Source organism: Streptomyces sp. NPDC025806 (assembly GCF_055558275.1).
On sequence record NZ_JBVHMU010000008.1, the window covers coordinates 98,524 to 123,646 of the forward strand.

General features: G+C 72.1%; 19 protein-coding genes and 1 pseudogene. 12 read left to right on the forward strand and 8 right to left on the reverse strand.

The features are described from left to right. The first annotated feature begins 13 nt into the window (after positions 1–13). Both recD2 and ACZ4E1_RS19925 read left to right on the forward strand, forming a co-directional pair. A complete protein-coding gene (gene recD2, locus ACZ4E1_RS19920; RefSeq protein ID WP_467540871.1) occupies positions 14–2,272 on the forward strand; it encodes an SF1B family DNA helicase RecD2 in 2,259 nt (752 codons plus the stop codon). A gap of 197 nt (positions 2,273–2,469) precedes the next feature. After that, positions 2,470–3,759 carry a citrate synthase gene (locus ACZ4E1_RS19925; RefSeq protein ID WP_467540873.1) on the forward strand — a complete coding sequence of 430 codons (1,290 nt, stop codon included), beginning with the start codon at positions 2,470–2,472 and terminating at the stop codon, positions 3,757–3,759. Between the two features lie 526 nt (positions 3,760–4,285). On the opposite strand, the gene ACZ4E1_RS19930 is transcribed toward ACZ4E1_RS19925, so the two are convergent. The 6 genes from ACZ4E1_RS19930 to ACZ4E1_RS19955 all read right to left on the reverse strand — a co-directional run bounded on the left by ACZ4E1_RS19930 (position 4,286) and on the right by ACZ4E1_RS19955 (position 10,704). Continuing rightward, positions 4,286–6,526, reverse strand: coding sequence for a heavy metal translocating P-type ATPase (locus ACZ4E1_RS19930; RefSeq protein ID WP_467540874.1), 2,241 nt, complete (start codon positions 6,524–6,526; stop codon positions 4,286–4,288). Positions 6,527–6,588: 62 nt separating this feature from the next. Beyond that, positions 6,589–6,894, reverse strand: a complete 306-nt coding sequence (locus ACZ4E1_RS19935) for a heavy-metal-associated domain-containing protein (protein WP_467540876.1) — start codon at positions 6,892–6,894, stop codon at positions 6,589–6,591. Between the two features lie 89 nt (positions 6,895–6,983). Beyond that, positions 6,984–7,928, reverse strand: coding sequence for a PrsW family intramembrane metalloprotease (locus ACZ4E1_RS19940; RefSeq protein ID WP_467540878.1), 945 nt, complete (start codon positions 7,926–7,928; stop codon positions 6,984–6,986). Positions 7,929–8,019: 91 nt separating this feature from the next. Beyond that, positions 8,020–8,220, reverse strand: a complete 201-nt coding sequence (locus ACZ4E1_RS19945; RefSeq protein ID WP_188338846.1) for a helix-turn-helix transcriptional regulator — start codon at positions 8,218–8,220, stop codon at positions 8,020–8,022. Positions 8,221–8,760: 540 nt separating this feature from the next. Beyond that, positions 8,761–9,744, reverse strand: a complete 984-nt coding sequence (locus ACZ4E1_RS19950) for an AraC family transcriptional regulator (protein WP_467540880.1) — start codon at positions 9,742–9,744, stop codon at positions 8,761–8,763. Positions 9,745–9,756: 12 nt separating this feature from the next. After that, on the reverse strand, positions 9,757–10,704 hold the full coding sequence (locus tag ACZ4E1_RS19955) for a sugar phosphate isomerase/epimerase family protein (protein WP_467540882.1): 948 nt from the start codon (positions 10,702–10,704) through the stop codon (positions 9,757–9,759). A 140-nt stretch (positions 10,705–10,844) separates the two neighbouring features. Between ACZ4E1_RS19955 and iolC the strand changes: the two are divergent. The 5 genes and pseudogenes from iolC to mmsA all read left to right on the forward strand — a co-directional run. Further along, positions 10,845–11,807 (forward strand): annotated as a pseudogene (gene iolC, locus ACZ4E1_RS19960) (5-dehydro-2-deoxygluconokinase); the annotation flags it as partial. Between the two features lie 285 nt (positions 11,808–12,092). Continuing rightward, positions 12,093–12,872: a Cgl0159 family (beta/alpha)8-fold protein gene (locus ACZ4E1_RS19965; RefSeq protein ID WP_467541337.1), complete on the forward strand. Its 780-nt coding sequence runs from the start codon at positions 12,093–12,095 to the stop codon at positions 12,870–12,872. 31 nt (positions 12,873–12,903) lie between these two features. After that, complete coding sequence (gene iolB, locus ACZ4E1_RS19970) at positions 12,904–13,710, forward strand: 5-deoxy-glucuronate isomerase (protein WP_467540884.1); 807 nt, start codon at positions 12,904–12,906, stop codon at positions 13,708–13,710. Beyond that, entirely contained in the window at positions 13,707–15,620 is a 1,914-nt protein-coding gene (gene iolD, locus ACZ4E1_RS19975; RefSeq protein WP_467540886.1) for a 3D-(3,5/4)-trihydroxycyclohexane-1,2-dione acylhydrolase (decyclizing), read from the forward strand. Before iolB ends, iolD begins: the two co-directional genes overlap by 4 nt. 22 nt (positions 15,621–15,642) lie before the next feature. Further along, positions 15,643–17,166, forward strand: coding sequence for a CoA-acylating methylmalonate-semialdehyde dehydrogenase (mmsA, locus tag ACZ4E1_RS19980; protein ID WP_467540888.1), 1,524 nt, complete (start codon positions 15,643–15,645; stop codon positions 17,164–17,166). Positions 17,167–17,194: 28 nt separating this feature from the next. Here mmsA and ACZ4E1_RS19985 read toward each other — a convergent pair whose 3' ends face one another. Continuing rightward, positions 17,195–18,049, reverse strand: coding sequence for an SCO4651 family lipoprotein (locus tag ACZ4E1_RS19985; RefSeq protein ID WP_467540889.1), 855 nt, complete (start codon positions 18,047–18,049; stop codon positions 17,195–17,197). Positions 18,050–18,547: 498 nt separating this feature from the next. On the opposite strand from ACZ4E1_RS19985, the gene ACZ4E1_RS19990 reads away from it, so the two are divergent. The 3 genes from ACZ4E1_RS19990 (at position 18,548) to ACZ4E1_RS20000 (ending at position 20,863) form a co-directional block, all read left to right on the forward strand. Beyond that, positions 18,548–19,954, forward strand: a complete 1,407-nt coding sequence (locus ACZ4E1_RS19990; protein ID WP_467540891.1) for an APC family permease — start codon at positions 18,548–18,550, stop codon at positions 19,952–19,954. Between the two features lie 127 nt (positions 19,955–20,081). Further along, positions 20,082–20,408, forward strand: a complete 327-nt coding sequence (locus tag ACZ4E1_RS19995) for a cupin domain-containing protein (RefSeq protein ID WP_467540893.1) — start codon at positions 20,082–20,084, stop codon at positions 20,406–20,408. A gap of 8 nt (positions 20,409–20,416) precedes the next feature. Further along, a complete protein-coding gene (locus tag ACZ4E1_RS20000) occupies positions 20,417–20,863 on the forward strand; it encodes a hypothetical protein (protein ID WP_467540895.1) in 447 nt (148 codons plus the stop codon). Here the strand turns inward: ACZ4E1_RS20000 and ACZ4E1_RS20005 are convergent. Then, entirely contained in the window at positions 20,830–21,279 is a 450-nt protein-coding gene (locus tag ACZ4E1_RS20005; protein WP_467540897.1) for a GNAT family N-acetyltransferase, read from the reverse strand. The genes ACZ4E1_RS20000 and ACZ4E1_RS20005 overlap by 34 nt on opposite strands. Positions 21,280–21,439: 160 nt before the next feature. Between ACZ4E1_RS20005 and ACZ4E1_RS20010 the strand changes: the two genes are divergently transcribed. After that, a complete protein-coding gene (locus ACZ4E1_RS20010) occupies positions 21,440–24,133 on the forward strand; it encodes an alpha/beta fold hydrolase (RefSeq protein WP_467540899.1) in 2,694 nt (897 codons plus the stop codon). Continuing rightward, a complete protein-coding gene (locus ACZ4E1_RS20015; RefSeq protein WP_467540901.1) occupies positions 24,130–24,999 on the forward strand; it encodes an ABC transporter permease in 870 nt (289 codons plus the stop codon). The genes ACZ4E1_RS20010 and ACZ4E1_RS20015 overlap by 4 nt, the downstream gene beginning before the upstream one ends. The last annotated feature ends 124 nt before the right edge of the window (positions 25,000–25,123 follow it).

Here is a 25,123-nt window from a genome sequence, read left to right on the forward strand (position 1 = left end):
CTACCGTCGACGCATGTCCAACCAAGCGTCGGCGGCGCGCACCCTGGCGGTGCTGGAAGGCGTGCTCGAACGGATCACGTTCGCCAGCGAGGAGACCGGGTACACCGTCGCGCGCGTGGACACCGGTCGCGGCGGCGGCGATCTGCTGACGGTCGTCGGCGCGCTGCTCGGCGCGCAGGCCGGCGAGTCGCTGCGGATGGAGGGCCGTTGGGGCTCGCACCCCCAGTACGGCAAGCAGTTCCATGTCGAGAACTACACGACGATCCTGCCCGCCACCATCCAGGGCATCCGCCGCTATCTCGGCTCGGGCCTGGTCAAGGGCATCGGGCCGGTCTTCGCCGACCGGATCACCCAGCACTTCGGGCTCGACACCCTCGACATCATCGAGCAGGACCCCAAGCGGCTGATCGAGGTGCCGGGCCTCGGCCCCAAGCGCACCAAGAAGATCGCCGACGCCTGGGAGGAGCAGAAGGCCATCAAGGAAGTGATGGTCTTCCTCCAGTCGGTCGAGGTGTCCACGTCGATCGCCGTGCGGATCTACAAGAAGTACGGCGACGCCTCGATCGGCGTCGTGAAGAACCAGCCGTACCGGCTCGCCTCCGACGTCTGGGGCATCGGCTTCCTCACCGCGGACCGCATCGCCCAGTCCGTCGGCATCCCGCACGACAGCCCCGAGCGCGTGAAGGCGGGACTCCAGTACGCGCTGTCGCAGTCCACCGACCAGGGGCACTGCTTCCTGCCCGAGGAGCGGCTGATCGCCGACGCGGTGAAGCTGCTCCAGGTCGACACCGGCCTCGTCATCGAGTGCCTCGCCGCGCTCGCCGAGCCCGACGAGGAGAGCGGCGAGGAGCCCGGCGTCGTCCGCGAGCGGGTGCCGGGGGAGGACGGGCAGCCGGTCACGGCCGTCTACCTCGTCCCGTTCCACCGCGCCGAGCTGTCGCTGTCCGCCCAGGTCCAGCGCCTGCTGCGGACCGGCGAGGACCGGATGCCCGCGTTCCGGGACGTGGTCTGGGACAAGGCGCTGGCCTGGCTCGCGCAGCGGACCGGGGCCACGCTCGCGCCCGAGCAGGAGGAGGCGGTCCGGCTCGCCCTGACCCAGAAGGTCGCCGTGCTGACCGGCGGCCCCGGCTGCGGCAAGTCGTTCACCGTACGGTCCGTCGTCGAGCTGGCCCGCGCCAAGAAGGCCAAGGTGCTGCTCGCCGCCCCGACCGGACGCGCCGCGAAGCGCCTCGCCGAGCTGACCGGCGCCGAGGCCTCCACCGTCCACCGGCTCCTGGAGCTGAAGCCCGGCGGCGACGCCGCGTACGACAAGGACCGGCCGCTCGACGCGGACCTGGTCGTCGTCGACGAGGCCTCCATGCTCGACCTGCTGCTGGCGAACAAGCTGGTGAAGGCCGTCCCGCCCGGCGCCCATCTGCTGTTCGTGGGGGACGTGGACCAGCTGCCGAGCGTCGGCGCGGGCGAGGTGCTGCGCGATCTGCTCGCCGACGGCGGCCCGGTGCCCGCCGTCCGGCTGACCCAGGTGTTCCGCCAGGCCCAGGAGTCCGGCGTGGTCATGAACGCCCACCGGATCAACGCGGGCACGCCCCCGCTCACCCAGGGCCTGAAGGACTTCTTCCTCTTCGTCGAGGAGGACACCGAGGAGGCCGGGCGGCTGACGGTGGACGTCGCGGCGCGCCGGATCCCGGCGAAGTTCGGCCTCGACCCGCGCCGCGACGTGCAGGTCCTCGCCCCCATGCACCGGGGCCCGGCCGGCGCGGGCACGCTGAACGGACTGCTCCAGCAGGCGATCACCCCGGGCCGCCCCGAGCTCCCCGAGAAGCGCTTCGGTGGCCGCGTCTTCCGCGTGGGCGACAAGGTCACCCAGATCAGGAACAACTACGAGAAGGGGGCGAACGGCGTGTTCAACGGCACGGTCGGCGTCGTCACCTCCCTCGACGCGGACGAGCAGCGCCTCACCGTCCTGACCGACGAGGACGAGGAGGTGCCCTACGACTTCGACGAACTCGACGAACTCGCGCACGCCTACGCCGTGACGATCCACCGTTCGCAGGGAAGTGAGTATCCGTGTGTGGTGATTCCGGTCACGACCGGGGCATGGATGATGCTCCAGCGGAATCTTCTCTACACGGCGGTGACCCGCGCGAAGAGACTGGTCGTGCTCGTCGGCTCGCGCAAGGCCCTCGGGCAGGCGGTACGCACGGTTTCTGCCGGAAAGCGGTACACAGCACTGGATTTCCGGCTCTCGGGCGGGAACCTTCAAAGAGTTTGATCGATCAAATTCGTCGGGAAGGTCACAGCCCCCTTCCGGAACCAGGGCGAAGGGGGCAGGATGAGAAGGTTGGTGGCACCCAGTGCCGCCATTAGGCCCAATGGTCGACCCCGAGTGCACTCCGGTGGGCCAAGTGGGGGATGGTAGAGGCAGTCAGGGCACCTCGAAGAAGAGGCACTACGTCGGTGAGGGATGACGTGAGCGACAACTCTGTAGTACTGCGGTACGGCGATGGCGAGTACACCTACCCGGTGATCGACAGCACCGTCGGCGACAAGGGCTTCGACATCGGGAAGCTCCGGGCCCAGACAGGACTGGTGACCCTCGACAGCGGATACGGCAACACGGCCGCCTATAAATCCGCGATCACCTACCTGGACGGCGAGCAGGGCATCCTGCGCTACCGCGGCTACCCGATCGAGCAGCTGGCCGAGCGTTCCACCTTCCTCGAGGTGGCGTACCTGCTGATCAACGGCGAGCTTCCGACCGTGGACGAGCTCGCGACCTTCAAGAGCGAGATCACGCAGCACACCCTGCTGCACGAGGACGTCAAGAACTTCTACAAGGGCTTCCCGCGCGACGCCCACCCGATGGCCATGCTGTCGTCCGTGGTGTCCGCGCTGTCCACGTTCTACCAGGACAGCCACAACCCCTTCGACGAGAAGCAGCGCCACCTCTCGACGGTCCGCCTGCTCGCCAAGCTTCCGACGATCGCGGCCTACGCGTACAAGAAGTCGGTCGGCCACCCGTTCGTCTACCCGCGCAACGACCTGGGCTACGTCGAGAACTTCCTGCGCATGACGTTCTCCGTGCCCGCGCAGGAGTACGACCTCGACCCGGTCGTCGTCTCGGCGCTGGACAAGCTGCTGATCCTGCACGCGGACCACGAGCAGAACTGTTCGACGTCCACCGTGCGTCTGGTCGGCTCCTCGCAGGCCAACATGTTCGCGTCGATCTCCGCGGGCATCTCCGCCCTGTGGGGTCCGCTGCACGGTGGCGCCAACCAGTCGGTCCTGGAGATGCTCGAGGGCATCCAGGCCAACGGCGGCGACGTCGACTCCTTCATCCGCAAGGTGAAGAACAAGGAGGAGGGCGTCCGCCTGATGGGCTTCGGCCACCGGGTGTACAAGTCCTTCGACCCGCGCGCCAAGATCATCAAGGCCGCGGCGCACGATGTCCTCTCGGCCCTCGGCAAGGACGACGCGCTGCTGGACATCGCGCTCAAGCTGGAGGAGCACGCGCTCTCCGACGAGTACTTCGTCTCGCGCAACCTCTACCCGAACGTGGACTTCTACACGGGTCTGATCTACCGGGCCATGGGCTTCCCGACCGAGATGTTCACGGTCCTGTTCGCCCTCGGCCGGCTGCCGGGCTGGATCGCCCAGTGGCACGAGATGATCAAGGAGCCGGGGTCGCGCATCGGCCGTCCGCGCCAGATCTACACCGGTGTGGTCGAGCGGGACTTCGTTCCCGTCGAGCAGCGCTGAGTCGCTCCGCTTCGAGGGCCGGTCGTCTCGCCGTAGGGCGTGGCGGCCGGCCTTCGGCGTTCCGCCCTGTTCGCGTCGCGGGCAGCAGAAAGCGCCCCGCTGTCGGTCCCCCCACGGGCCGGCAGTCGGGGCGCTTTCCATGTCCCGGTGCGGATTCCCCCCACGGGATCCGGCCGGGCGTCCAGGTGTCCGCGTCGGCTGCCGGGAACACGCACGCACGGGTGGGCCGCTCAAGCTCCCCGGTGCGCGTGCCCCGGCCAACGCAGTCGGGTCCGTCCCCCAAGACAAACCCGCTCGATACGGAAACGCCCCCCAAGACGTTTCTGCATCGCCTCCTTAGACTCACGAGACCTGCAAAGGGTTACGTTGGGATCGATGTGATCTACGTCTCTTGCATTTGTCCCGTGCGTTCACAAGAGACCCGATATGCGAACCCGGGCCCCAGTGTGAGGGTGCTGCAATTGTGCCGTGTGGATTGTGTGCAGGTCCAGACTGTGTGGGACAGAACTGACGGATCGGGCCCCGGTCAGCCGAATCGGCGCAGTCGCAGGCTGTTGCTCACCACGAAAACCGACGAGCAGGCCATCGCCGCCCCCGCGATCATCGGGTCCAGCAGCCCCGCGGCGGCCAGCGGCAGCGCGGCCACGTTGTAGCCGAAGGCCCAGCACAGATTGCCCTTGATCGTGGCGAGGGTGCGCCGGGAGAGCCGGATGGCGTCGGCCGCCACCCGCAGATCGCCGCGGACCAGCGTCAGATCGCCGGCCTCGATCGCCGCGTCCGTCCCCGTGCCCATCGCGAGCCCCAGATCCGCCGTGGCCAGCGCCGCCGCGTCGTTGACCCCGTCGCCGACCATCGCGACCGTACGGCCCTCGGCCCGCAGCCGCTCGATCACCGCGACCTTGTCCTGCGGCAGCACCTCCGCGATCACGTCGTCCGGCGCGATGCCCACGGCGCGGGCCACGGACGCGGCGGCGGCCCGGCCGTCACCGGTCAGCAGCATCGGGGTCAGCCCGAGCGCACGCAGCCGCTCGACGGCCTCCGCGCTGGTGTCCTTGACCGTGTCGGTGACGCCGAGCACGCCGCGCGCCACGCCGTCCCAGGCCACGACGACCGCCGTGCCGCCCGTCGCCCGCGCGGCACCCAGTGCCTCCATGAGCGCGGCCGGCGCGGCGATCCCGGCGTCGGCGAGCAGCGCCTCGCGGCCGACGAGCACGGCGTGCCCCTCGACGGTGCCGCGCACGCCGAGCCCCGGCACGTTCGCGAAGCCCGTGACCCGCGGCAGTTCGCCCGCGCGGTCCGCGGCTCCGGCGGCGACCGCGCGCCCGACGGGATGCTCGGAGGCGTGCTCCACGGCCCCGGCGAGCCGCAGCAGCTCCTTCTCGTCGATCCCCTCGGCGGTGTGCACGGCGTCCAGCGTCATCCGGCCGGTGGTGACCGTTCCGGTCTTGTCCAGGACGACCGTGTCGACGGTGCGCGTCGACTCCAGCGCCTCGGGGCCCTTGATCAGGATGCCGAGCTGGGCGCCGCGGCCGGTGCCGACCATGAGCGCGGTCGGGGTGGCGAGGCCCAGGGCGCAGGGGCAGGCGATGATCAGCACGGCCACGGCCGCGGTGAACGCGCCGGTGACGTCGTCCGTCACGAGGAGCCGTACGAGCAGGGTGCCGAGCGCGATGACCAGCACGGCGGGGACGAACACCGCCGAGATCCGGTCCGCGAGCCGCTGCACCTTCGCCTTGCCGGTCTGGGCGTCCTCGACGAGCTTCGCCATGCGGGCCAGCTGCGTGTCGGCGCCGACCCGGGTGGCCTCGACGACGATGCGACCGCCCGCGTTGACGGTCGCGCCGGTGACGGCGTCGCCGACGCTCACGTCGACCGGCACGGACTCGCCCGTGAGCAGGGAGGCGTCGACGGCCGCGTGGCCCTCGACGACCGTTCCGTCCGTCGCGATCTTCTCGCCGGGCCGTACGACGAACCGGTCGCCGGGACGCAGGTGCTGCGCAGGGACACGGGTCTCGGTGCCGTCCGGGGCGATGAGGGCGACGTCCTTCGCGCCCAGTTCGAGGAGGCTGCGCAGGGCGGCGCCCGCGCTCCGCTTGGCGCGGGCCTCCAGGTACCGGCCGAGCAGGATGAACGTGACGACGCCCGCGGCGACTTCCAGGTACGTGTGGGAGGTGCCGGAGGCCAGGGCCCACAGGGACCAGCCGTACGCGGCGAGGACGCCGAGCGACACCAGGGTGTCCATCGTGGCCGCGCCGTGGCGGGCGTTCGTCCAGGCGGCCCGGTAGAAGTCGGCGCCGCAGCCCAGGACGACCGGGGTCGCCAGGGCCAGGGCGAGCCAGTCCCATCCGGGGAACCGGAGGGCGGGAATCATGGAGAGCGCGATCACCGGGACGCTCAGTGCGGCGGCCGTGACCAGGCGCCGCCGGAGGCCGCTGTCGCGGGTACCGCTCGCCTCGGGCTGCGGGGCTTCGGAGTCGACCGCCGTGCTCTCGGGAGTGACCTCGTCCGGGGTCGCCGTGTAGCCCAGTTTGGTGATCGTGGCGATCAGCTGGTCGGGGGTGATCTCGGGGGCGCAGGAGATCTTCGCGCGTTCGGTCGCGAGGTTGACCGTCGCGGTGACGCCCTCGATGCGGTTGAGCTTGCGCTCGATGCGTGAGGAGCAGGAGGCGCAGGTCATGCCGCCGATGGAGAGGCCGATCTCCGTGAGTGGCGGCGGTGTGTCGAGAGGTGCGTCGAGAGGTGCGTCGAGAGGTGGTACGTCCGTCATGGTGCTGTCGAGCGTACGGCGCGGGGGCCGGGGATGTCCCCGGCCCCCGAAGTGGTGAGGGGTCAGACCAGCTCGTAGCCCGCCTCGTCGACGGCGGCGCGGACGGCCGCCTCGTCGAGCGGGGCCGCGGAGACCACGGTGACCTGGCCGGTGGCGGCGACCGCGGTGACGGAGGCGACGCCGGCGATCTCGGAGATCTCGCTGGAGACCGCGCCCTCGCAGTGGCCGCAGGTCATGCCCTTGACCTGGTAGACGGTGGTCACGGCGCCCTCGGCGGCGGGGGCCGCGGCGTCCGTGTGGCAGGCTCCGCCGCAGCAGGACCCGGACGTCTCGGAGCCGATCTGGGGGAGCTCGGTCTGGGCGCTCATGTCGTTCTCCTCGGAATGCCTCGATGGGTGTGCGTCGGAAGGGGGCCGGGATGTCCCCGGCACCTCCTGACGTCTCCGACTGTATACCCCTAGGGGGTATTTCTCCAAGAGGGATCGCGGCGCGCGAGCGAACGCGCCCAGCCGATGCCGAGAAGGGAGACCGCGGCCAGGCCGCCGATCGAGAAGAGCGTGAAGAGGTGCTCCTGCGTGGCGGTGGGGTCGGGCATGTACCCCTGGGCGAAGAGCGCGCGGTCCAGGCCGGTCCCCGTGATGCGGGCGACGAGCCACAGGGCGATCCCGTGCATCGAGTCCCACAGCGCGTGCAGCAGGGAGACGCCGAGGTACGTCGCGACGACGGGCGCGGCGAAGCGGTAGCGGCCGGTCGGGCGACGGAAGGCCAGCAGCACGGCGCCGGCGATCGCCGTCCACAGCCCGTGCCCGAACGGGGCCAGCAGCCCGCGCAGCACCTCCGTCTCCAGGAGGGAGCGCAGGTCGATGCCCTTCATGGTGACCGCCGCGTTGAACGCGTACCCCGCGCTCTCGAACGCCGCGAAGCCGAAGCCGACCGTCGCGCCCAGGACGAGACCCGCGCGCAGCCCCCGGATGTGCGGGTGCCGGTGCAGCACGTACATGAGGGCGAGCAGCTTGACCGCCTCCTCGATCAGGCCGACGCCCACGAAGATCCAGAGGGAGGGGTGCAGCAGGTAGTACTCCATGACCGACGCGCCCAGGACGCCGAGGATCCCGCCCACCAGGAAACAGCCCAGGATCAGGTGCATGCCGAGATCGCGGCCGTGCCGCTCGTAGGCCCACAGGACGAAGACCGCCGGGACGAGAAAGCTGCCGAGCAGGATGAGGGTGGGGAGCAGCGTGGTGTTCTTGGTGGCGTACGTGACCAGTGCGGTCAGCACCCACAGGGTCAGGCCGCCCCACAGACAGCGCTTCCACAGGCCGGCCCGGACCTGGGGGCCCGGCGGGGGCGGCTGCCGAGGGATGCGGGCCTGGGGGGATCCCGGGGGCTGGGGGTGAGTCACGACGGGCTCCCTCGCACCGGATGGGGTGATTTGCCCGAATCCTATGCAGGGGTCCGCCGGGCCGCAGAACGGCGGCCCGGCGAAGCGGCGTTCAGTCCAGGGAGCGGCCCCGGTTCCTGGGGCGGGAGGCCACCCAGGCCCGCACGGTGTCGGCGTACCAGTAGGGCTTGCCGCCCTCGACATGGTCGGGCGGCGGCAGCAGTCCGTGTTTGCGGTACGAGCGGACGGTGTCGGGCTGCACCCGGATGTGCGCGGCGATGTCCTTGTACGACCAGAGCCGGTGGTCGGTCATGGTGGCTCCTCCCTGACGGGCGACGCGGCGGCGCGGGGGTGTCCGCCGACGATCACCCACCCTGTTCCCGTTGAACGAGGCGACCTGTGAGGAAGGGAGGGCCTGTGTGACGCCTGTGACGCAGAACCCGCGTAGGGCTGACATACGTGACACGAAGGGGGCGTTTGTGACGCGAATGATGCAAAGAGGACGCTCCGCGACCGCATGAATCGCCGCCCCCAGGGACATGAGCCTGTATCGGGCCCGCGCATGATCATGCGGAGCCCGGCGCCACCGCCCGTCCCTGCGCCTGCCCCGCGATGCACGCCGCCCGGCACCTTCACCTTGCCCCGAACCCTCTCCCACCCACCCGCCCCCTCCGGGGGCGTCGCCCCGGCGCTGGGCCCGCCCCAGGCGGCACCACGCCCCTGGGGCGCACGGAGTGTGCCTTCAGGGGCGCGGGGAACTGCGCGAGAAGCCCCACCGGGCCGTAGGCGCGGGACGGCGCGAGGGCCTACGGCGCGGGCGTTCGCCGGGCGGCGATGAATCCCGCCGGGCCCGCTACGGCAGGCCCGGCCTCAACAGAAGGCTGGTGGCTTCGCCCGTCAACCGATCAACCGCCGGAGGCCTCCCGTGGGCCCGTACGAACTCCCGCGGCGTGCACCCCGTCATCGCCTTGAACTCCCCGCTCAGATGCGCCTGGTCGTAGAAGCCGCAGACCGCCGCCGTCTCGACCTGGCTGCTCCCCGTACACAGCAACCGCCGCGCCCGCTGCAACCGCAGCACCCGCGCGGCCGCCTTCGGGCTGAGCCCGATCTGCTCGCGGAACCGGTTCTCCAGCTGCCGCACACCCCATCCCACCTCCTCCGCGAGCTCGGTCACCGGGACCGTCCCGCCGCTGTGGCACAGCGCGTACCAGGCGCGGACCGTACCGTCCGAGCAGTGCGGGCCGGATTCCAGCCAGCGGCCCAGCGTCGCGTCGAGCAGCCGGAACCTGGCCGCCCAGCTGGGAGCACCGGCCAGTTCATGGGCCAGCCGGGCCACGGCGGCGGAAGGGAGCGCTCCCAATGTGTCCGGATCCAGCTGTCGCCCCGCCACCTCGTGCAGCGACATGTCGAGGATCCGGAACGCCGCCCACGGAGTGAGCAGCACCTCCACCCCCGCGAGCCGCCCGTCGTGCTCGCCGAGCACCGGCGCCGTCGTGAGCCCCGAGAGCACGGACCGCAGCTCCACCGCGCGGGCCTGCGCCGGCGGGACGACCGCGCCGCCGTCCGTCGACCGCACGTCCACCCAGCCGCCGCCCGCCTCCGTGATCCGCACCGCCCCCTCGAAGCCGACCATCAGCGTCACCGCGCCGATCGGCGCCTCCAGGCGGGCCCGCGGACCGGGGAAGGCGAGCCGGAACCCGCGGTAGCCGATGACCCCCGGGCGCAGCCGCGGATGCGGCGGCGCGGAGGCCGTCTCGCAGGCCCCGTCGGGGGAGCGGGCGGGGCGCCCCGCCCGGCGCGGCTGACTCGTCTGGCGCGGCACGCTCGACCGTCTCATGCGCCGATAGTGCTACACGCCGCACGACCGGAGATAGCCCCGCGTACGGCGTGCGATCGGAAGCGGGCGCTCCGGGTCGCACGGGTACATGTCCTGCTCGACGATCGCGAAGAGGTCCACGCCGAGCGCCTCGGCCGCCGCGAGCACGGGCGCCAACTCCGGCACCCCGCGCGGCGGTTCGCACATCACCCCCTGCGCGACGGCGGGGCCGAACGGCGTCCCCCGCGTTCGCACCGAGGCGAGCACCTCCGGGTCGACCTGCTTGAGGTGCAGGTACCCGATGCGCTCCCCGTACGTCTTGATGAGCTCGACGCTGTCGCCGCCGCAGTACGCGTAGTGCCCCGTGTCCAGGCACAGCGACACGAGGTCGGGGTCGGTCGCGTCGAGGAAACGGGTGACGTTCTCCTCGGTGTCGATGTGGGTGTCCGCGTGCGGGTGGACGACGATCCGCAGCCCGAACCGGTCGCGGACCTCGCGGGCCAGCCGCTCCGTCTGCGCGGCGAGGTGCCCCCACTGCTCGGCAGTGAGCGTCGCGTCCTCCAGGACCTCGCCCGTCTTGTCGTCCCGCCAGAAGGACGGGATGACGACGAGATGGCGCGCACCCGTGTCCCGGGCCAGCGCGGCGACCGACGCCACGTGCTCCCAGGTGCGGTCCCAGACGGCCGGGCCGTGGTGCAGTCCGGTGAAGACGGTCCCGGCCGACACGCGCAGCCCCCGCCGCCCGGTCTCCTCGGCCAGCACGCGCGGATCCGTCGGCAGATATCCGTACGGGCCCAGCTCGATCCACGCGTAACCGGCCTCGGCGACCTCGTCGAGGAAGCGCCGCCAGGGGGTCTGCCGGGGGTCGTCGGGGAACCAGACGCCCCAGGAGTCGGGGGCCGAGCCGACGCGGATGCGAGGGGGTTCGGAGGGGGCGGCGGGTCGGGACGGGCTGGACGGTCGAGGTGCCGGCGTCGTCATGGAATCAGCCTTGGCGTGCCCCGCGAGGGGTGTCAAGGCGGGACGCGGATCTCGTCCGAATGTCCGGACAAAATGTTGACAGAGGGGCGGGGCGGGACTAGATCTGGGCGCAGGACGAAGGCGTCGGAGGGACTCCCCGCATGGCCCGCAGCGAGTTCGACCTGATCACGATGGGGCGTATCGGCGTCGACCTGTATCCCCTGCAGACGGGGGTCGGACTCGCCGACGTGACCTCGTTCGGGAAGTTCCTCGGCGGGTCCTCGTCCAACGTCGCGGTCGCGGCGGCGCGGCTGGGGCGGCGCGTCGCGACGATCACCCGTACGGGACGGGATCCGTTCGGCGACTGGCTGCGGGGGCAGTTGGCGGAGTTCGGGGTCGACGCGCGGTGGGTGAACGCCGTGGACGGACTGCCGACGCCCGTCACCTTCTGCGAGATCTTCCCGCCCGACGACTTCCCCCTCTACTTCTACCGGCGGCCCAAGGCGCCCGATCTGGAGATCGCGGCGGACGAGCTGGACCTCGGCGCGATCGCCGACGCGCGGATCTTCTGGATGACTGGGACGGGGCTGAGCGCGGAGCCCAGCCGGAGCGCGACGCTCGCGGCGCTCGCGGCACGTGCCGGGTCCGCCGGGCCGACCGTCTTCGACCTGGACTGGCGGCCGATGTTCTGGGGCGGCGGCCCGCAGGAGGCGCGGCCGTTCTACCGGGAGGCGCTGCGGTACGCGACCGTTGCGGTCGGGAATCTGGACGAGGTCGAAGTCGCCACGGGTTCGCGGGAACCTTTGGACGCCGCCCGGGAGTTGGTCTCTGCGTACGGGGTCCGGCTCGCCGTCGTGAAGCAGGGGCCGGCCGGGGTGCTGGCCCTGTCCTCGGACGGGGAGTGTGTGGTGGTGCCACCGTTGCCGGTGGATGTGGTGAACGGGTTGGGGGCGGGCGACGCGTTCGGTGGCGGCCTGTGTCACGGGTTGCTCGGGGAGTGGGGGGTTCGGGAGGTCGTGGAGTTTGCGAATGCGGCGGGGGCGATTGTCGCGGGGCGGCTCGAGTGTTCGTCGGCCATGCCGTTTCCTCCGGAGGTTGAGCGGGTTCTTGAGGTGGGGCGGGTTGTGGGTGCGGGTGGGGCGCCCACGGGGGTGGGGGGATCTAGGTCGGCGGGCGAGCGCGACGCCGTCGTGGCTGGTCGCGCAGTTCCCCGCGGCTCTGAAGGCGCGCTTCGTGCGCCCCAGGGTGCAGGCCCTCGCGGCGCTGAAGGCGCGCTGAGTGTTCCCCAGGGCGGGGTCGGGATGATGGCTGGACTGGCTCGGGTGCGGGCTTGGGAGCCGGAGGTTGTGGGGCGGGTGGCTGCTGGGCGGGGGCGGCCTGACGGGCTGTTGGGGGAGGCCGGGCGGTTGATGGTCGTGGCCGCCGACCATCCGGCCCGGGGGGCGCTCGGTGTCGGAGAGCACGGGATGGCGATGGCGGATCGGGGGGAGTTGCTGGAGCGGTTGTGCCGGGCGCTGAGCAGGCCGGGTGTCGACGGGGTGCTGGGGTCGGCCGACGTGCTCGACGACCTGCTGCTGCTCGGGGCGCTGGAGGGCAAGGTCGTCATCGGGTCGCTGAACCGGGGAGGGCTCGCCGGGGCCTCGTTCGAGCTCGACGACCGGTTCACCGGGCACCGGCCGCAGGACCTGGCCCGGCTGCGGTTCGACGCGGGGAAGCTGCTGCTGCGGATCGACTACGACGACCCGGGATCCGGTTCCGTACGGACCCTGGAGGCGGCGGCGCGGGCCGTGGACGCGATGGCGGAGCTGCGACTGCCCGTGTTCGTCGAGCCGTTCGTGGTGCGGCGGGACCCCGGCTCGGCGATGCCCCGGGCGGATCTGAGCGCCGACGCCGTCATCCGGTCCGTCGCCGTCGCCTCAGGGCTCGGCGGCACCTCCGCGTACACCTGGCTGAAGCTGCCCGTCACCGACGACCCGGACGGCATGGCCCGCGTCATGGAGGCCTCCTCGCTGCCCACCGTCCTGCTCGGCGGCGACATCAAGGACGGCGACCAGGACGCCACGTTCGAGAAGTGGCGGTCCGCGCTCCGACTGCCCACCGTCCAGGGCCTGGTGGTGGGCCGTTCGCTCCTGTACCCGGCGGACGGCGATGTCGAGCAGGCCGTCGACACGGCCGTCGGGCTGCTGTAGCGGCGGGGGAGAGGGAGAGGAGAGTGGGGGCATGACCTACCTTCCCCGCGGTAGCGCGGGCGACGGGACGTACGCGCTCGTCGTCGACCCCGACCAGGCGGGCTGGTCCCGCGCCGCGCTCAAGGTGCTCGAACTGGGACCCGGGCAGCGGCACGTGTTCGACACCGGCGCGAGTGAATGGATCGTTCTGCCGCTGTCCGGTGGTTGCTCCGTCGAGGTGACAGGGCGGATCATCGAACTGCTGGGCAGAGAAAGCGTGTTCAGCGGCGCGAGCGACTTCGCGTATCTTCCGCGCGAGACCCGCGCGGAGCTCTCCTCCGGCGCGGGAGGCCGGTTCGCCCTGGCAGGAGCGAAATGCGGGCGACGACTCCCCGTCCGTCACGGTCCCGCGCCGGAGGTCCCCGTCGAGGCCCGCGGCAGCGGCACGACGGCCCGTCAGGTGCGGAACTTCGCGGCGGCCGACACCTTCGACTGCGACCAGCTCATCGCCGTCGAGGTGATCACCCCGGGCGGCCACTGGTCCTCGTACCCGCCGCACAAGCACGACGAGCACCGGCCCGGCGTCGAGACCGAGCTGGAGGAGATCTACTACTTCGAGATCGAGGGGGACGGCGGCTACGGGTACCAGCGGGTGTCGCCCTCGCGGCCCGGCGGCACCGAGCTGCTCGCCGAGGTCCGCAGCGGCGACGCGGTCCTGGTGCCGGACGGCTGGCACGGGCCGTCCATCGCGCAGCCGGGGCACGACATGTACTACCTGAACGTGATGGCGGGACCGGGCCCGGAGCGGGAGTGGCGGATCCGCTTCCACCCGGACCACGCGACGGAGGGATACCGATGACGGGGACGGGGACGGGGACGGGGTCCGGGACGGCGACCGGGACGACGCGGCTGACCACGGCGCAGGCCCTGGTCCGCTTCCTCGCCCGCCAGCACACCGAGCGGGACGGCGTCCGGCAGCGGCTGATCCCCGCGACCTGGGGCATCTTCGGGCACGGGAACGTGGCGGGGATCGGCCAGGCACTCGTGCAGTACGCGGACACCATGCCCTTCCACCAGGGGCGCAACGAGCAGGCGATGGTGCACGCGGCCGTCGGCTTCGCGCGCCAGAGCGGCCGGCTCGCCACGCACGCCGTCACCACGTCGATCGGCCCCGGCGCCACCAACCTCGTCACCGGTGCCGCCCTCGCCACCATCAACCACCTGCCCGTCCTGCTGCTCCCCGGCGACGTGTTCGCGGCCCGGCCCGCCGACCCCGTGCTCCAGCAGTTGCAGGTCCCGTACGCGGGAGACGTGTCGGTCAACGACTGCCTGCGGCCCGTGTCCCGGTACTTCGACCGGATCGGCCGGCCCGAGCAGCTGATCCCCGCCGCCCTGGAGGCGATGCGGGTGCTCACGGACCCCGTCGACACGGGCGCGGTGACGCTCGCGCTGCCGCAGGACGTGCAGGCGGAGGCGTACGACTGGCCGGAGGAGTTCTTCGCCGAGCGCGTGTGGACCGTGCGCAGGTCCCGCCCGGACGAGGTCGAACTCACGGCCGCCGCCCAGGCGTTGCGCCAGGCCCGGCGCCCGCTGCTGATCGCGGGCGGCGGCGTGCGGCACAGCGCCGCCGAGGACGCGCTGCGGGAGTTCGCCGAGGCCACCGGCGTCCCCGTCGCGTCGACGCAGGCCGGCAAGGGCGCCCTGCCGTACGACCACCCCGCCGACGTGGGCGGGATCGGCCACACCGGCACCGCGCCGGCGAACGAGCTGGCGCGCGCCGCCGACCTCGTCATCGGCGTCGGCACCCGCCACACGGACTTCACCACCGCCTCCGGCACCCTCTTCGCCGCGCCGGACCTCCGCTTCCTGAACGTGAACATCGCGGCGTTCGACGCCCACAAGCAGGCCGCTCTGCCGCTCGTCGCCGACGCCCGCGCCGGGCTGACCGCGCTGCGCGAGGCGGTGCGTGGGGTGCGCGCCGACGCCGCGTACGTCACCGCGTACACCGAGGCCAAGGAGCGCTGGGAGCGCCGCGTCGACGCCTGTTTCGCCGCCGAGGACGACCTCGTGCGCCCGACCCAGGCCCAGGTGCTCGGCGCCCTCGACGCGCTGGTGACCGGTGAGGACATCCTGATCAACGCGGCGGGTTCGCTCCCCGGCGACCTGCACAAACTGTGGCGGACCCGGTCCCGCGACCAGTACCACGTCGAGTACGGCTACTCCTGCATGGGCTACGAGATCCCGGCCTCGCTCGGTGTCGCGCTCGCCGCGCCCGGCCGGCCCGTGTGGGCGCTGGTCGGCGACGGCACGTACCTGATGATGCCGACCGAGATCGTCACGGCCGTGCAGGAGAACATCCCGGTCAAGCTCGTCGTCCTGCAGAACCACGGGTACGCGTCCATCGGCGGGCTCTCCGCGTCCGTCGGCGCCGAGGGCTTCGCGACCGCGTACCGCTACAAGGACCGTGTCGGCACCTACACGGGCGCCCCGCTCCCCGTCGACCTCGCGGCCAACGCGGCGAGCCTCGGCATGGAGGTCCACCGCGCCAAGACCGTCCGCGACCTGCGCGAGGCGCTCGCCGCGGCCCGCGCCGCCGAGCGCCCCACATGTGTCTACGTCGAGACCGAAACGGCAGACACAGTGTCGGGCCCGCCCCCGGCGCAGGCGTGGTGGGATGTGCCCGTGGCCGAGACAGCCGACCGTCCGTCGGCGGTCAGAGCCCGCGAGGAGTACGACCGGCACGTCACCGCTCGACGCCGCCACCTCTGAGACGTAACAGGAGTTGCACCGTATGTCTGACACGAATCTCTCCGAGACGAAGTCGGTCCACCACTGGATCGGCGGCAAGACCGTCGAGGGCACGTCGGGCAATCACGGCCCGGTGACCGACCCCGCGACCGGCGTCGTCACCACGCGGGTCGACTTCGCCTCCGTCGAGGAGGTGGACGCCGCCGTCGCCGCCGCCAAGGAGGCGTACGCGACGTGGGGCCAGTCCTCCCTCGCCAAGCGCACCGAGATCCTCTTCCGCTTCCGCGCGCTGCTCGACGCCAACCGTGACGCGGTCGCCGAGCTGATCACCGCCGAGCACGGCAAGGTGCACTCCGACGCGCTCGGCGAGGTCGCCCGCGGCCTGGAGATCGTCGACCTGGCCTGCGGGATCAACGTCCAGCTCAAGGGCGAGCTGTCCACCTCCGTCGCGACCCGCGTCGACGTGGCCTCGATCCGCCAGCCGCTCGGTGTCGTCGCCGGCATCACGCCGTTCAACTTCCCAGCCATGGTGCCGATGTGGATGTTCCCGATGGCCATCGCGTGCGGCAACACGTTCGTGCTCAAGCCGTCCGAGAAGGACCCGTCGGCCTCCCTCAAGATCGCCGAGCTGCTGGCCGAGGCCGGTCTGCCCGACGGCGTCTTCAACGTCGTGCACGGGGACAAGGTCGCCGTCGACCGTCTCCTGGAGCACCCGGACGTCGCCGCCGTCTCCTTCGTCGGCTCGACCCCGATCGCCCGCTACATCCACACCACCGCCGCCGCCAACGGCAAGCGCGTGCAGGCCCTCGGCGGCGCCAAGAACCACATGCTGGTGCTGCCCGACGCCGACCTGGACGCCGCCGCCGACGCCGCGGTCTCCGCCGCGTACGGCTCGGCCGGCGAGCGCTGCATGGCGATCTCCGCCGTCGTGGCCGTCGGCTCCATCGCCGACGAGCTCGTCGCGAAGATCAAGGACCGCGCCGAGAAGATCAAGATCGGCCCGGGCAACGACCCGACGTCCGAGATGGGCCCGCTCATCACGGCCGCCCACCGCGACAAGGTCGCCTCCTACGTCGAGGGCGCCGCCGCCGACGGCTGCGAGGTCGTCCTCGACGGCACCGGCTACACGGTCGAGGGCCACGAGAACGGCCACTGGATCGGCCTGTCCCTCCTGGACCGCGTCCCGACCTCCGCCAAGGCCTACCAGGACGAGATCTTCGGCCCGGTCCTGTGCGTGCTGCGCGTGGACACGTACGAGGAGGGCGTGGCGCTCATGAACGCCTCGCCGTTCGGCAACGGCACCGCGATCTTCACCCGGGACGGCGGCGCCGCCCGCCGCTTCCAGCTGGAGATCGAGGCCGGCATGGTCGGCGTCAACGTACCGATCCCGGTCCCCGTCGGCTACCACTCCTTCGGTGGCTGGAAGGACAGCCTCTTCGGCGACCACCACATCTACGGCAACGACGGCACGCACTTCTACACCCGCGGCAAGGTCGTCACCACCCGCTGGCCCGACCCGGCCGACGCCCCCGCGGGCGTCGACCTGGGCTTCCCGCGCAACCACTGAGCGGGGTCAGGACACGGGCGCGGCCGGCTCAGCCCTGCGGGGCGGTGCCGCCCGCGCCCTGCTGCTTCACCTGCTCCGTCAGGTCCGCCGTGTCGGAGACCGGCGGCGCCGTGACCGGCTTGGTGGAGCCGAACTTCAGGAAGTCCATCGAGATGCTCACCCGGCCCATCGACTGGTTCATCCGCACCGGCAGATCGTCGCCGTCGACCCAGACGTCGTAGGTGACCTTGTCGATGCCGCCGGTGAAGGACTGCACGAGGCCCTGCTTGTCCGAGGAGGACAGGCCGGAGCCGGAGCTCTTCAGGCTCTCCTGGTTGATCGAGCCGCGGTAGTGCGTGGCCTTCTTGCCGCGGATCGTCTCCTCGCCGAGGTCCTTCACGTTCTTCGACAGGCCGATGTAGCGCAGGCCGACCGTCGGATCCGCGTTCTTGTCGACAGCGGCGGCGCCGGATTCGCCGAGCACGGCCGAGACGTCGACCCGCATCCAGTGCTTGCCCGTGAGCGGGCCGCTCGGCTGCGGGTCCACGTTGTAGAAATAGGCGCCGTCGACCATCTTGGCGCGCAGCGTCGGGTCGTCCTGCACCGACTGCATCTGCGCGGCCTTCGTGTCCATCATGACGTCGTACGCGGCGCCGTCGCCCCACGAGTACGTGCCGTCCATCGAGATCGGGCCCGCCCCCGTGCCCAGGTCCGTGGTGGACTCGATCTCGGCCGAGCCGAGGTCCTTCGTCCGGTCCGAGGCGCGGGTCAGCGCCGCCATGATCGTGTCGGCGTTGCCGACCGCGTCGGCCGTCTTCTTCGCGGTCTCGGCGCTGCAGGCCGTGGTCGTGGCCAGCGCCGCGACGGCGATCCCCGCCCAGGCCACGCTCCGTATGTGCTTCATGTCCCGCCCCTGTCCCCTGTACGTGTGCATCCGCTGTGCGTCAGCTGTGCATCGTACGAAGATGCGAAAAGGGGCCGGTCCGGTTCCCGGGGTTCCGCACGACGTGGGATGTGGTAGCGGAGCGCGAGACGTCCGGACTCCGGACTTTTTCCGAAGAACTTCGGCGCCTGGGCAACGGTTCCCGCACGGAGGCGACAAACCGGTCGACGTAGGTGTACCCGGCGGTACGCCTTGGAAGTCAAGGTCGAAGTTCGAAGGGGCTGCGTAGAAGGCGCTGAACTTTACAGAAACCTTAGGAAGCGAGGGCGGCCGGGCGTGGCGCGAAGTGCGGAATCCGCAGGGAAACGGCCGTTGACGTTCCGGATATCGGCGAGGTTCTATGACCGCGCCGGGAGCGACACGAACCTTTCTTCACTGCACCACCGCGCACCTCACTGCCCTCGGAGGCGATAGCGCTCCCCGCCGAACCACCTGCCGCACGAGTCGATCGGAACCTCCATGACCGACACGCTTCGCCCTGCCGCCGCACCCGCGGTGGAGCCCCTGCCGAACTCGGCACCGCCCCAGAAGCTCAAGCGTTCCATCGGCGTCGTCGGCGGCACCTTGCTCACGCTCTCGTGCGTGACGCCCGCCTCCACGCTCTTCGTCGTCGTCCCCGACCTCTTCGGCTCGCTCGGCACGGCCACCGCGCTCACCATCGCCATCGGCTCGCTGCTCTGTATCGGCGTCGCGTTCTGCTACTCGGAGCTGGGCACCCTGATCCCCAGCGCGGGCGGCGAGTACGCCATGGTCTCCACGCTCTCCGGCCGCCTCGCCGGCTGGCTGGTCTTCGTCCTGTCGCTCCTGGTCGTGATGATCGTGCCGCCCGTGATCGCCATGGGCACCGCCGACTACCTCGCCCCGCTGGTCCACCTGAACCCGTCGATCGCGGGCGCCGGCGTCATGCTCCTCGCGACCCTCGCCGGCCTGCTCGACCTGCGGGCCAACGCCTGGATCACCGGCGTCTTCCTCGTCCTGGAAGTCATCGCCGCGGCCGTCGTCGCCGTCCTCGGCTTCGCCCACTCCGAGCGCGGCGCGGACTCCCTCGTCTCCATGCAGGTCGCCGGCGCCCACGGCCACCACGACACGGTCACCGCGATGCTCGTCGTCTCCGGCCTCGCCATCGCCCTCTTCATCACCCAGGGCTTCTCCACCGCGGTCTACCTCTCCGAGGAACTGGAGAACCCCCGCAAGTCCGTGGCCCGCACGGTTCTCGCGACCCTCGCCATCTCCACGGTCATCATCATCGTCCCCGTCATCGCGATCACGATGGGCGCCAAGGACCTCTCCGTGCTCACCTCCGGTGACATCAGCAGCATGGTCGAGGCCTGGTCGAACTCGGCCGTCGGCACCTTCGTCTCCCTGTGCGTCGCCCTCGCCATCATCAACGCGGGCATCGTCATGGTGATCCAGAACTCCCGCGTCCTGTTCGCCTCCGCCCGCGACAAGGCCTGGCCCTCGCCGGTCAACCGCGCCCTCGCCAAGCTGGGCCGCTTCGGCTCCCCCTGGGTCGCCACCCTCGTCGTCGGCGTCCCCGGCGCGGCCCTGTGCTTCGTCAACCTCGACACCCTCTACGGCGTCACCGGCGTCTCCGTGACCGGCATGTACCTGCTCGTCGCCGTCGCCGCCCTGATGTCCCGCCGCGGCAACCACCGCCACCAGGCGGCCTGGCGCATGCCGCTGTGGCCCGCCGTCCCCGCGATCCTGATCGCGGTCATGGCCTACATCCTCAGCCAGCAGGAGGTCTCCTACCTCCTGTGGACCGGCGGCATCACCGCGGTCGCCACGCTCTACTGGGCCATCTACCTGCGCCCCCGCAAGGAGACCCGCTGGCTGGTGACCCTCCCGGAGGACGCCCAGGCGTAACCCCACCTCCGCTTCGGCGCCGGGCCCCGTCTCGTACGGGGCCCGGCGCCGACGTGTGTCCCGGGCGCACGCCAGGCGATCGCCCGAACGAGCGAGCGAGACGGGCACGGATCGCTAGGCTCGCCGCATGGAGATCATCGAGGGGGCGGGCGCCTGGACGCGGCCCGAGGGCGAAGACACCGACTGGTCCGAGCAGTTGCGCAGGCCGGACCTGTCCGTCGGGACGTACTGCATCCCGGCCGGCGGCCGGGACACCCAGAGCCCGCACACGGAGGACGAGATCTACGTGGTCACGGCGGGCCGCGCGACGATCACGACACCGGAGCGCAGCGCCGAGGTCGGCCCCGGGGCCGTGATCTTCGTACCGGCGGGCGAGGAGCACCGCTTCACCGACATCACCGAGGACCTGGCCCTGCTGGTGGTGTTCGGACCGGCGTACGGGTCGCGTGCGTGAAGGAGGCCGTGGTCCTCACTGCCGCGGCGCTGGTCGGCCTGTGGTTCCTGTGGAACGTGGTGCACACCTGGCGCCTCGTCGCGGGCCTGCGCGACGGCACCTGGCGCGCCCCGCGCTGGTGGGCCCGGCTCTGCTCCGTGGCGCTCGGCGCCGGGTTCGGGGCGTGGCTGCGGGGGCTGTTCACCGGGGGACTCGACCATGGCGAGACGTGCGTCCTCAGGCACGGCGTCCGCTACGACAGCGCGTACGTGGACGCTCACCTCGACGAGGCCCGGCGCCTGTTCCCGCTGCACAACCCGTGCAACGCGGCGTACGACATGGTGCCTGCCTGGGTGAATCCCACGGTCGTCGGCTGCGCCGCCGTGGCGCTGGCCGCGGCGGGGGCCGCCCTCCTGCTCCGGTACCGGGCCCCGGCCGGCCCTCAGCGCGCCCCGGTCCTCGAAGGTGGAGCCTGATCCGGCGCGGTGAAATCCCAGGCGATCACCGTGCACGGCCCCTCGTCCACCCCGCCCGCGCTCCGGTACGCCGCGAGCGCGGGCGCGTTGTCCGGATCGACGCCCACCCACATCCCGTAGCAGCCGCGCTCGCGGGCCAGGCCGGCCAGCGTGCGGATCAGGGCGCGGGCCGTGCCCCGGCGCCGGTGGCCCTCCGCGACGGCCAGCTCGTAGAGGAACATCTCGCGGCCCTTGTCCGGGTGGAGCGTCTCGACGCCGCTGACGAAGCCGACGGGGCCGGTGTCCTCGTGGGCGAGGAAGAGGTGGTGGCCCGGCGTCGCGAGGAAGTCGGCGGCCCACTCCGGGCGGGCCGGCGCGTCGAACAGGGACGACGCGGCGAGGATCTCGGGCACGGTGGTCGCTCGGTCGATCCGCATGGAGGAGTTCTAGCAGGCGCCGCCTGACCCGCGATCAGGTTTTCCGGCCCGTCTACTGCGGTCGGCGTAGTCGCGGCGCGGAGCGTACTCCCCGGGGAGGGCAGCGGGTTCAGCCCCCCGGTGGGACGTGCCGGGAGGGGGCGGCCTTTAGCGTGGACGCATGGATCTACGACTGGGTGGGGCGTGGCGGCGCGGACGGCGATGGGCCGCCGGGGCGGCCGTCGCCGTGCTGCTCGCGGGAGCGGGGACCTGGTCCGCGGTGGCCTCCGGCGGCGAGCCCACCGTGCACCGGCAGGACCGCATGATGGCGATGGGCGGCGGAGTACGGGTCGACACCTCGTACTTCACCGCCGGTGACAGCGGCGAGAAGCGGCCCGCCGTGCTGCTCGCGCACGGCTTCGGCGGCAGCAAGGCCGACGTGCGCGGCGAGGCCGAGCGGCTCGCGCGCGACGGGTACGCGGTGCTGACCTGGTCGGCGCGCGGCTTCGGCCGCTCCGGCGGCAAGATCGGGCTCAACAGCGCGGACGCCGAGGTCGCCGACGTGTCCCGGCTCGTCGACTGGCTGGCCGGCCGCTCCGAGGTCCGGCTCGACAAGGCCGGCGACCCGCGCGTCGGCGTGACCGGAGCCTCGTACGGCGGCGCCGTGTCCCTGCTCGCCGCCGCCCACGACGACCGGGTCGACGCCATCGCCCCGCAGATCACGTACTGGAACCTCGCCGACGCCCTGTTCCCCGACGGCGTGTTCAAGAAGCTGTGGACCGGGATCTTCTTCACTTCGGGGTCCGCCGACCTCGGCGCGCGCACGAGCGCGGCCGGGACCGGGTGCGGGCGGTTCGAGAAGGACCTGTGCGCCATGTACCGGCGGGTGGCCGTGTCCGGGGAGCCGGACGCCGCCGCGCGCAAGCTCCTCGAAGAGCGCAGCCCGTCGGCCGTCGGGCAGCGCATCAAGGTGCCCACGCTCATCGCCCAGGGGCAGACCGACTCCCTGTTCCCGCTCGGCCAGGCCGACGCCATGGCGCGGCAGATCCAGGCCAACGGCGCACCCGTCGACGTCGACTGGCTCGCCGGCGGGCACGACGGCGGCGACATGGAGGTCGACCGCGTCACCGGGCGCGTCACCGCGTGGTTCGACCGCTACCTGAAGGGCGACAAGAGCGCCGGCACCGGCCCCGCCTTCCGCGTCACCCGCACCGGCGGCGTCGACTCCACCGACGGCGCCGCCACCCTGCGCGGCGCGAGCGGCGCCACGTACCCGGGGCTGCGCGGCGAGCGCCGCGTGCCCGTCCCGCTGAAGTCCGGCACCGAGACCTTCGAGAACCCGCCGGGCGGCGGCCCGCCGTCGATCTCCGCCGTGCCCGGACTCGGCAGCGTCTCCTCGCTGTCCTCCTCGCTCGGGCTGAGCGTCGCCCTCGACTTCCCCGGCCAGTTCGCCCGCTTCGACACGGCGCCCCTGGACCGCTCCGTGCACGTCACCGGCTCGCCGACCGTCACCGCGCACGTGACCTCGTCCACCGGCACGGCCGTCCTGTTCGCCAAGGTCTACGACGCCGGTCCCGGCGGCGCGCGCGAGGTGCTGCCCTCCCAGCTCGTCACCCCCGTGAAGGTGACCGGCGCGGGCGGCGCCGGCAAGGACCTCACGATCACGCTCCCCGCGATCGACCACGAGGTGCAGGAGGGACATCGGCTGCGGCTCGTCCTGTCCTCGACGGACCTCGGGTACGCGTCACCGGCGGCGCCCGCCACGTACAAGGTGAGCCTGTCCGGTGGCGCCCTGAGCCTGCCGACCGCGCCCGGCGTCGAGACCGCCGCCGCGCCGCTGCCCTCCTGGGTGTGGTGGCTGCCGGCCGGCGCCGTGCTCGTCGCCGCCGCCCTCGTGCTGACCGCCCGCCGCCGCGCGAGCGCCCCCGCACCGGACCCGGAGCTCGCCGACGTCCCGCTCGTCATCACGGACCTGAGCAAGAAGTACGCGAAGTCCACCGACCGGTACGCCGTGCGCGACGTGTCCTTCCGCGTCGAACAGGGCCAGGTCCTCGGCCTGCTCGGGCCCAACGGCGCGGGCAAGACCACCACCCTGCGCATGCTCATGGGGCTCATCCGCCCCGACGCGGGCGAGATCCGCGTCTTCGGGCACGCGATCCGGCCCGGCGCCCCCGTCCTGTCCCGGGTCGGCGCCTTCGTCGAGGGCGCCGGATTCCTGCCGCACCTGTCCGGCCGGGAGAACCTGGAGCTGTACTGGCGGGCCACCGGCCGCCCCGCCGAGGACGCGCACCTCGACGAGGCCCTGGAGATCGCCGGCCTCGGCGACGCGCTGGCCCGCGCCGTGCGCACCTACTCGCAGGGCATGCGCCAGCGCCTCGCCCTCGCCCAGGCCATGCTCGGCCTGCCCGACCTGCTGATCCTCGACGAGCCGACCAACGGGCTCGACCCGCCGCAGATCCGCGAGATGCGCGAGGTGATGATCCGCTACGCGCGCGGCGGCCGCACCGTCATCGTCTCCAGCCATCTGCTCGCCGAGGTCGAGCAGTCCTGCACGCACCTCGTCGTCATGGACCGCGGGCGGCTCGTCCAGGCCGGACCCGTCGCGGAGATCGTCGGATCCGGCGACACCCTCCTCGTCGGCCTGGGCGGCGAGATCGCCGACCCGGTGGTGGAGAAGATCGCCGCGCTGGACGGCGTCGACTCGGCGGTCCGCGCCGACGACGGCTTCGGCCTGCTCGTCCGGCTGACCGGCACGGGCAGCGCCACCGGACTCGTCGCGGACCTCGTCCGGCTCGACGTGCCCGTGGCGTCCGTCGGCCCGCACCGCCGCCTGGAGGACGCGTTCCTCACGCTGATCGGAGGGACCCCCGCATGACCGCCACCGTCCCCGCCCCCGCGACCCCGACGGCCGCCGGCTACCGCCCCGGCCGCACCCTGCCCCTGCGGGTCGAGCTCGTCCGGCAGGTCAAGCGGCGCCGCACCCTCGTCATGGGCGCGGTGCTCGCCCTGCTGCCGTTCGTGCTCGTCGCCGCGTTCGCCATCGGCGGCGAACCCGGCGGGCGCAACGGGCGGGTGACGCTGATGGACACGGCCACCGCGTCCGGCGCGAACTTCGCCGCGACCTGCCTGTTCGTGTCCGCCGGCTTCCTGCTCGTCATCCCCGTCGCCCTGTTCTGCGGCGACACCGTCGCCTCCGAGGCCAACTGGTCGAGCCTGCGCTACCTCCTCGCCGCGCCCGTGCCGCGCGCCCGGCTGCTGTGGTCCAAGCTCGTCGTCGCGCTCGGCCTGAGCCTGGCCGCGATGGTGCTGCTCCCCGTCGTCGCCCTCGGCGTCGGCACCGCCGCCTACGGATGGGGGCCGCTGGAGATCCCGACCGGCGGCGCGCTCGACGCGGGCACCGCGGCACAGCGCCTCCTCGTCGTCATCGCCTACCTCTTCGTGTCCCAACTGGTCACCGCGGGGCTCGCGTTCTGGCTGTCCACGAAGACGGACAACCCGCTGGGCGCGGTCGGCGGCGCGGTCTTCCTCACCATCGTCGGCAATGTGCTGGACGCCGTCACCGCCCTCGGCGACTGGCGCGACTTCCTGCCCGCGCACTGGCAGTTCGCCTGGGCGGACGTCATCCAGCCGCAGCCCGAGTGGAGCGGAATGATCCAGGGCACGGCCGTGTCGGTGGCGTACGCGGTGGTCCTGTTCGCCCTGGCCTTCCGGGGGTTCGCCCGCAAGGACGTGGTGTCCTGACACGACGGTCCGGTCTCCGGAGGATCACCCACCGGTCACGACAGGCGCCCGCCGTGACCCCTTCGAGGCCAAGGCGCAACCGCCCGGGACGAACATTCCGGCCGCCTCCCACGTCACAGTCACA